The organism is Cylindrospermum sp. FACHB-282, from assembly GCF_014697195.1.
Classification (GTDB): Bacteria; Cyanobacteriota; Cyanobacteriia; order Cyanobacteriales; family Nostocaceae; genus Cylindrospermum.
In genome coordinates this window covers 24,610-30,827 of the sequence record NZ_JACJRJ010000066.1, presented here as the reverse complement: position 1 = coordinate 30,827, position 6,218 = coordinate 24,610, and the positions used below count along the sequence as shown (strand labels likewise).

The following is a 6,218-nucleotide window of genomic DNA, read 5'->3' as shown; positions in this document are numbered from 1 at the left end:
GTATACCAACTGTTGGAAAAATCAGTCCACATTGCCAATCCAGTCAATGAGCAACTTGATTGGCAGAAATTTTAAAGTGCGATCGCGCTTCTGAGTGATGGGGAGTGCGATCGTAATTACCAATAAATCTGCCAATAACAACAAAAAAGGCGAGGTAATTAGCCTCGCCAGTACCAATAATAAGTCTAACAATATGTTCTTGTCTGCCATCAATTATAACATTATTCCAGGGGTAGAACTATGACGATATCTACCCTTAAAAAAGAATCAATTGCTACTGTAGCCAATAATTCAATCGATTCTACTTGTTATCAAAATAGAGGGGTTTAGTCATGCCAGCAACCCTAGATTCAACCCTAGATAGCAAGCACTTTGAAGAATGGCAAGAAAGTGCGGTAAGTGATGACATCATCAACCTAAACGTTCAAACCATATTTGACCCCAGAGAAGTCAACAAGATATTAGGAAGAAATTCGAGTAGGAAATGGGGGTTAACATCAGATTTAGTTCCGGCTTGGTATGCGGCTGGCGTAGACCCGATAACTGACGAACCTACACTACAAGGGGTTCAGGTAAAACCAGACAAGACCCCCATAGGGAAGGATGGGAAGCCTACAAAGTATATTGGTGCAAGCGGCATGGAAACAGCACCGCTATTTTTACGCACCAAGAAAGAGGGATTTTGGAAGTCAATCATTGATGATTTATCTCAATGGGTGTTTACCTGCGAGGGAGCCAAAAAATCCGGCTCACTGCTTTCTATCAACATCCCAGCAATAAGTATTCCTGGTGTAACGACCTGTAGGAAATTAGGGAGATTGCATCAGAATTTAGCATTATTCGCAAAGCCGGGAAGAAATATCGTTCTCTGTTACGATAACGACCTAATGTACAAAAAAGGTGTGCAGGATGGGCTGGAAGGGATGGGGAGAGAACTTAGAGCAGCGGGTGCTAAAGTTTGGGTTATTCTACTCCCCGAAGGTGATGCGAAAGGGGTCGATGATTTCCTAGCATTGTATGGAGAAGAAGCATTTAGAGGATTGCTCAAATCTCCAGAGACTCTACTTACATTTGAGGAATGGCTTGAGAAGAAAAAAGAATTACAAACAGAGGAAGAGGTCAACCAGCCTAAATCTAGGTTAAAAATACACGACAATTTAATTACGAGAGAATGGGGTGACCATCTCCGGTACAACACCCTAAAGAAAGAAGTTGAGCTAGACGGCAAAGAACTGAATGAGGATAGAGTACGCCTAAGAATGGCCCGAGACTTTGATATCGACATTTCAAATACTGACGCTCATTCAATCGTTCTAGACTTAGCTGAGAGAAATAGCTATTCCCCCGTAGTCGAATATTTGAATGAGTGCGCCTCAAAGCACCCCGACATTGAGCCTAACTTTCTGGATAACCTTGCTCAACAATACTTCGGCTCTGAAATCCCGATGCACAGCATCTACTTTAAAAATTTTCTGGCCGCTGCGGTAGCAAGAGCCAGAAACCCAGGATGCCAGGTTGATTCAGTCTTCATGCTGGTTTCACCCAAACAAGGCAAATACAAGTCAACCTTTTTTAGAGTCCTGTTTGGGGATAACTTTTTTTCTGACCAATTAGGTGCGGATATCTCCAGCAAAGATGAGCGCATGAAAATTAGTAAATATTGGTGTTTGGAGTGGGCCGAATTTGAGAAGGTCTACAAACGTGGTGATGTATCGACCTTAAAAAACTTCATCACTAACAGAGAAGATACTTACCGCAGTCCTTACGCCCGAAAAGATTTAGCTCATCCTAGGCCGTGCGTGTTTGTTGGAACCTCTAATGAAACAGAAATTCTCCACGACCCCACAGGCGACCGCCGATTTTGGATTGTTCCCGTAACTCTGGAAAAAGTCCCCATTATGCAGGTGATGAAGGACAGGGACAAGATTTGGGCGGCGGCCAACAAGTTGCAGCAGTCTGGATACAGATTTGACCTGACTGACGAACAAGAGGAAATACGTGAGCAGTTAAACAGGCAATATCACGGAACAGATTTTTGGGATGAAATTATAGAGGAATTATTTGAGCAGGTACAGCCCACCAATTTTCTTTCAACTCTGGCGATCGCCAAGAGACTAGGATTTGACGAGGCCAGACAGTTTGACACTGGCTCCCAGAACAAACTCAAGTCAATCATGAAGCGATTGGGATTTGTGAAAGCTACTGGCCGATTTGACGGGATTCAAACTAGAGACGGATGGAAGAGAGAAATTAAAAAATCTTCCAAAATAGGCGTAACAGGCGTAACAGAAGAAAATTCCTTACAGAGCAAGCCTCCTAGCTGTTACACCCCTGTTACACCCCCTGTAACAGGCGTAACAGAGGAAAGCCTCCAAGAGTATTTACAACATTGTGCTGTTACACCTGTTACACCCCCCGTAACAGAGACGTACCAGCCAGAAGCCTTGCAGAACAAGGACTGTTACGCTGTTACACCTGTTACACCCCAAAACAAAGATTTTGAGACAATTCCATTAATCCAACAAACCAGTAATAGGACAGATGAAAGCGATCGCGCTTCAGAATTTAATATTGGTGATACCGTACGGTTTACTGCCACCGTCAAACATAGTGAGGTTGATGCAGAAGCCGCACAGCCAGAGGCTATCTTAGCCGTTAAAGGTGATTTAGCTCAAGTATGGAAGCGTGGTTTTGGGTACACGGTCGGCTTACTGATCGGGGGTGAACAATTTATCTGTCTGTCGAGCAAGGTAGAAAAAGTTAAGTGTGATGGGGATGGCGCGAAGGATTTCAGTCCCGGAGACAAAGTAAAAATCATCAATCCAAGCTGTGAAGGCTTTGATCAAGAAGATGAAATTACTGCCATCTATTCGATGGCGAAAGAGGCGAAGTTAAAGTTAAATGGACGTCTGCCATTTAACTGCCTGTTTTTGGTGAAGAAAGCCCCATCTGACCCTCCAACTAGTACCTCAGCCATTCCACCAGTGCCAGAGCCAATGGAATTTTCCTTCCCTGGGGTATTTGGAGAATCCAAAGCCTTGGTGGAATTTACCGGACGCCCCAAGAAAGGGGGGCTACTCTTTAATATCAGCTTCACCTTCCCATCAGGGAAAGGGGCGCGGCTCAAAAATGCCTCTATCCCAACATTGGGGAAGGAGAAATCTATTGAGGCGATTAAGGCGATCGCTCTAGAAAAGATTGAAGCGTGGCAATCCAAGGCGATGCTTAAAAAGGGTAGGCTCTACTCTGTTCAACAGCTAGGCGACAATGATTACCTCTGTTTTCTAGATTGTGTACTCGTATCTGTCCCCAATCCTCCAGTCACTAATCAATATGTCTTTAATCAGGATGGCAGAAAGCTAGTGGTTGCTGGGATAGATGAAATTCGGTTACAAGAGTCATGAAGAAGCGATCGCATTTCTGGGGTGAAGTGCGATCGCGCAGCCGTCAGCTGTCGAATGGCTGTAATCCTTGGTTGGCAAGGAAAGATGGATTTTACCATCTGATAAAAAGCGATCGCCTTTCTGGGGTGAAGTGCGATCGCCTCTGTTCATTGTCAATAATGCATCTGCTTAATGAGAATAGCTCATTCTTCTCTCTGCTTGGTTATCTGTTTCCCCAGCATTTTGATTTCCTTCTCTATCCTTTCAAAGACGATTACCCCTGAGATGCGCTTGTTGATATGCACTATGGCAGCATCAACATTTTGATTCCTAGTATCAATTTGAAACTTGAGCAATTCATCTTTAGCCGCGATTAGTTGAATATGGTTATAAAGCTCTTGTTTGGTTGCGGCGATTTCCAAAAAAAGAATGCTTTCTTTATTTGATATAGATAATTCAATCTTATTTTTGATGCTGGCGATTCTCCACCCCATAATTACGAGCGAAAAAGCAAAGCCAAATATTTCTATAAAATCCTTGGTATTCAAGTTGAGCCTCATCTATAAATAACTTAAAATCTAAACAGCATTAACTTTTTCTAGCAATTGGTCGAGTTTAAAGTTGATATTTGAGAATTCCTGCACAGAAGCAATGTCACTGGATTCGTCATCAATTCCAGTGTATTGCCAGACCTGCAACGAAACATCTTTAAACCATTTAGGGGGATAAAACTTTAAAGAATATTGTGCTGAAATCCTGGGGAAAAATAATGTAGTTATTTTCCCAATCCACAGATTGTAAGGCTCTCCAGCAGCATCATTGCTTCCCCCAATTATTATCCCAGACCGGAATCGTTGTTCCGTGTAGCCTCCGTAGCGCCAATTGCGTCCGTCGGGAACGGTTGTGTCAATGTAAACGGCTACTATGTCGGTTTCCAGCAAAATAGGAGCGTCGATAGGAGAAATGGGGGTATAGCTGTTTGCTGAAAACAGGACGGCCGTAGTAGAGAAATTATAAATTAATTCCCAATTAGCCTCGTTAAACTCAACTATTCTCCCCATTGCTAGACCCCGCTAAAATTACAACACCCCAACAACAACTAAGCCGCTTTCTAAGGTGGTTACATAGTCATCCATGTCCACCTCTACCGCTTCCAAAACATCAAAATAGTCTTCTAAAGGAATACTCCCTTTGAGAAAAGCTTGTCTTGCTAAATAGGCGATTTCCTCTTGTTCAATACGTAGTTTGACCTCATCGTCCGTCATTTCGGAAAACAAGGGAATTTCTATTTTGATTAAATCATCTACTGTTTGAGCCACGGCAACTACCTGTATATTTCTGGCGTAAAACTAACACTGCGATTATCAGCCTTAATGGCGTTTATGATCGCATTCTTGAGAGCCTTGTATCCTTGAGTTAAAGCACTCTTGTTCATCCCAAAGGGATATGTGTAAGAAGCATTGCTGTCGTCCTTATAAGAGCGTCCCGTTTGCTTAGATGTCGTTGGTGTCCCGTCACCGGGTGTCTTGATGGTGATAGTAGCCTTTGCAGGTACGAAGCCGTAGATTTCAACTGCATCGTTCATCTCGGTTGCAGTTTTCACAATATTCAAAACGGACATAGAGATTCCTGTTGTCCCTGTCGCGCCTTCACTTCTTTTGCTTAGGGTGACCTTTGCCGTAGCTGCGTCTGCGTCTGGCTCTGCAAACGGCATCAGCGCATAAATAATAAGAGATCCTGGCTGTGAAGAGGCGGCACGATTCCCGTATTCAACTTTCTTTTTGCCACTGACTACGGCTTGATAATACCCCAAGGGAGATGTATCGGGTAAGTCTTGAGCTTCTCCTCCATTTAATGGAACGAGTAACTTTAATGCGGTCTTGAAGTTCTTGAAACGCTTTGCCATAAATAGGTACTCGGTATTGGTGATATACCAGTTCTAGCAGCTATTTAACGTACGCATTATGACTGGGACAGTATACTTATCCAGGAAGTATTTTTAGTTAAATAGTAGTCAGGCGTTCGATGACCTGTTTCAACCGAGATTCCGGCGTTGCAACCAAATTAATCGCTTTTAGCCGTCCGTGCAGAAAGAGTTGTGCATACCGAAATCGCACGTCAACTCGTGGGCGTTCTACGGATTTTTTGGTTTGTTGTCCATAAATTAATTGTGTGCCTGGGTTCAGAGAATATGTCCTGTCATGCTCTGGAAAGTCTACACAATCCTTGTCAAAGGGATGTCCTTGAATAGCCAGAACGTTCTTTACGACGCGTTCACCTTCGGCTTTGTTTTTTACTAACAATCGCAAATCGTAGCCTCTATCAAAATCTTTGTAATAATAGTAAAACCATCCTTTTTCCCAAGTAAATATAGGGGAGCCAAATTCTCTTTTTATATCTTTAGCCATCGCTTCTGCCTTGGCTCTAGAATATGTGCTGGAAGCTTCATTCATTAGCCTAAAAGTAATTTCACCCGATGCTGGATTGTCGCGGTCAGTTACGTCAAGACCCATCCTTTCGACAAAATATAATTTTACTTGAGGCTTGAACCTTACACCTCGTTGATGCTCGGATACTGGTATTCCATAGACAGGCGCTTGCAAACTTTGAGCGTGACCACAGTCAAACTCAAAGAATAACTTTCTGAGAATCATGGTTTCTGCATTGTCTTCATCCTTAATCAAACAGGCATAAGCTGCCTGTTCTTTAGGTGTGCCTGCCGGCATGTCAAATTTTTGTTTTTTGAAAAATAACTGTACTTCCTTGTTGTGTTTCTTTTTAATCAAATCATGGAGATGCTCGACTGGGGAATGATTTTCTGGTATTGCCATTTGC

Annotated in this window: 8 protein-coding genes; 1 reads left to right on the top strand and 7 read right to left on the bottom strand. The window is 43.0% G+C overall.

Going from position 1 to position 6,218, the window contains the following annotated elements:
* Positions 1-21: 21 nt before the first annotated feature.
* Complete coding sequence (locus H6G32_RS24065) at positions 22-210, bottom strand: hypothetical protein (RefSeq protein WP_190462919.1); 189 nt, start codon at positions 208-210, stop codon at positions 22-24.
* Positions 211-332: 122 nt separating this feature from the next.
* On the opposite strand from H6G32_RS24065, the gene H6G32_RS24060 reads away from it, so the two are divergent.
* Positions 333-3,404, top strand: coding sequence for a VapE domain-containing protein (locus tag H6G32_RS24060; protein WP_190462915.1), 3,072 nt, complete (start codon positions 333-335; stop codon positions 3,402-3,404).
* On the opposite strand, the gene H6G32_RS24055 is transcribed toward H6G32_RS24060, so the two are convergent.
* The 6 genes from H6G32_RS24055 to H6G32_RS24030 all read right to left on the bottom strand — a co-directional run bounded on the left by H6G32_RS24055 (position 3,399) and on the right by H6G32_RS24030 (position 6,214).
* On the bottom strand, positions 3,399-3,560 hold the full coding sequence (locus H6G32_RS24055) for a hypothetical protein (RefSeq protein ID WP_190462913.1): 162 nt from the start codon (positions 3,558-3,560) through the stop codon (positions 3,399-3,401). The two genes, H6G32_RS24060 and H6G32_RS24055, sit on opposite strands and share 6 nt — an antisense overlap.
* A 26-nt stretch (positions 3,561-3,586) precedes the next feature.
* Positions 3,587-3,931 carry a hypothetical protein gene (locus H6G32_RS24050; RefSeq protein ID WP_190462911.1) on the bottom strand — a complete coding sequence of 115 codons (345 nt, stop codon included), beginning with the start codon at positions 3,929-3,931 and terminating at the stop codon, positions 3,587-3,589.
* A gap of 30 nt (positions 3,932-3,961) precedes the next feature.
* Positions 3,962-4,444 carry a hypothetical protein gene (locus H6G32_RS24045; protein ID WP_190462909.1) on the bottom strand — a complete coding sequence of 161 codons (483 nt, stop codon included), beginning with the start codon at positions 4,442-4,444 and terminating at the stop codon, positions 3,962-3,964.
* An 18-nt stretch (positions 4,445-4,462) separates the two neighbouring features.
* Positions 4,463-4,702 carry a hypothetical protein gene (locus H6G32_RS24040; RefSeq protein ID WP_190462906.1) on the bottom strand — a complete coding sequence of 80 codons (240 nt, stop codon included), beginning with the start codon at positions 4,700-4,702 and terminating at the stop codon, positions 4,463-4,465.
* A gap of 5 nt (positions 4,703-4,707) precedes the next feature.
* Positions 4,708-5,289: a hypothetical protein gene (locus tag H6G32_RS24035; protein WP_190462904.1), complete on the bottom strand. Its 582-nt coding sequence runs from the start codon at positions 5,287-5,289 to the stop codon at positions 4,708-4,710.
* A 97-nt stretch (positions 5,290-5,386) separates the two neighbouring features.
* Positions 5,387-6,214 carry a hypothetical protein gene (locus tag H6G32_RS24030; RefSeq protein ID WP_190462902.1) on the bottom strand — a complete coding sequence of 276 codons (828 nt, stop codon included), beginning with the start codon at positions 6,212-6,214 and terminating at the stop codon, positions 5,387-5,389.
* Positions 6,215-6,218: the final 4 nt, after the last annotated feature.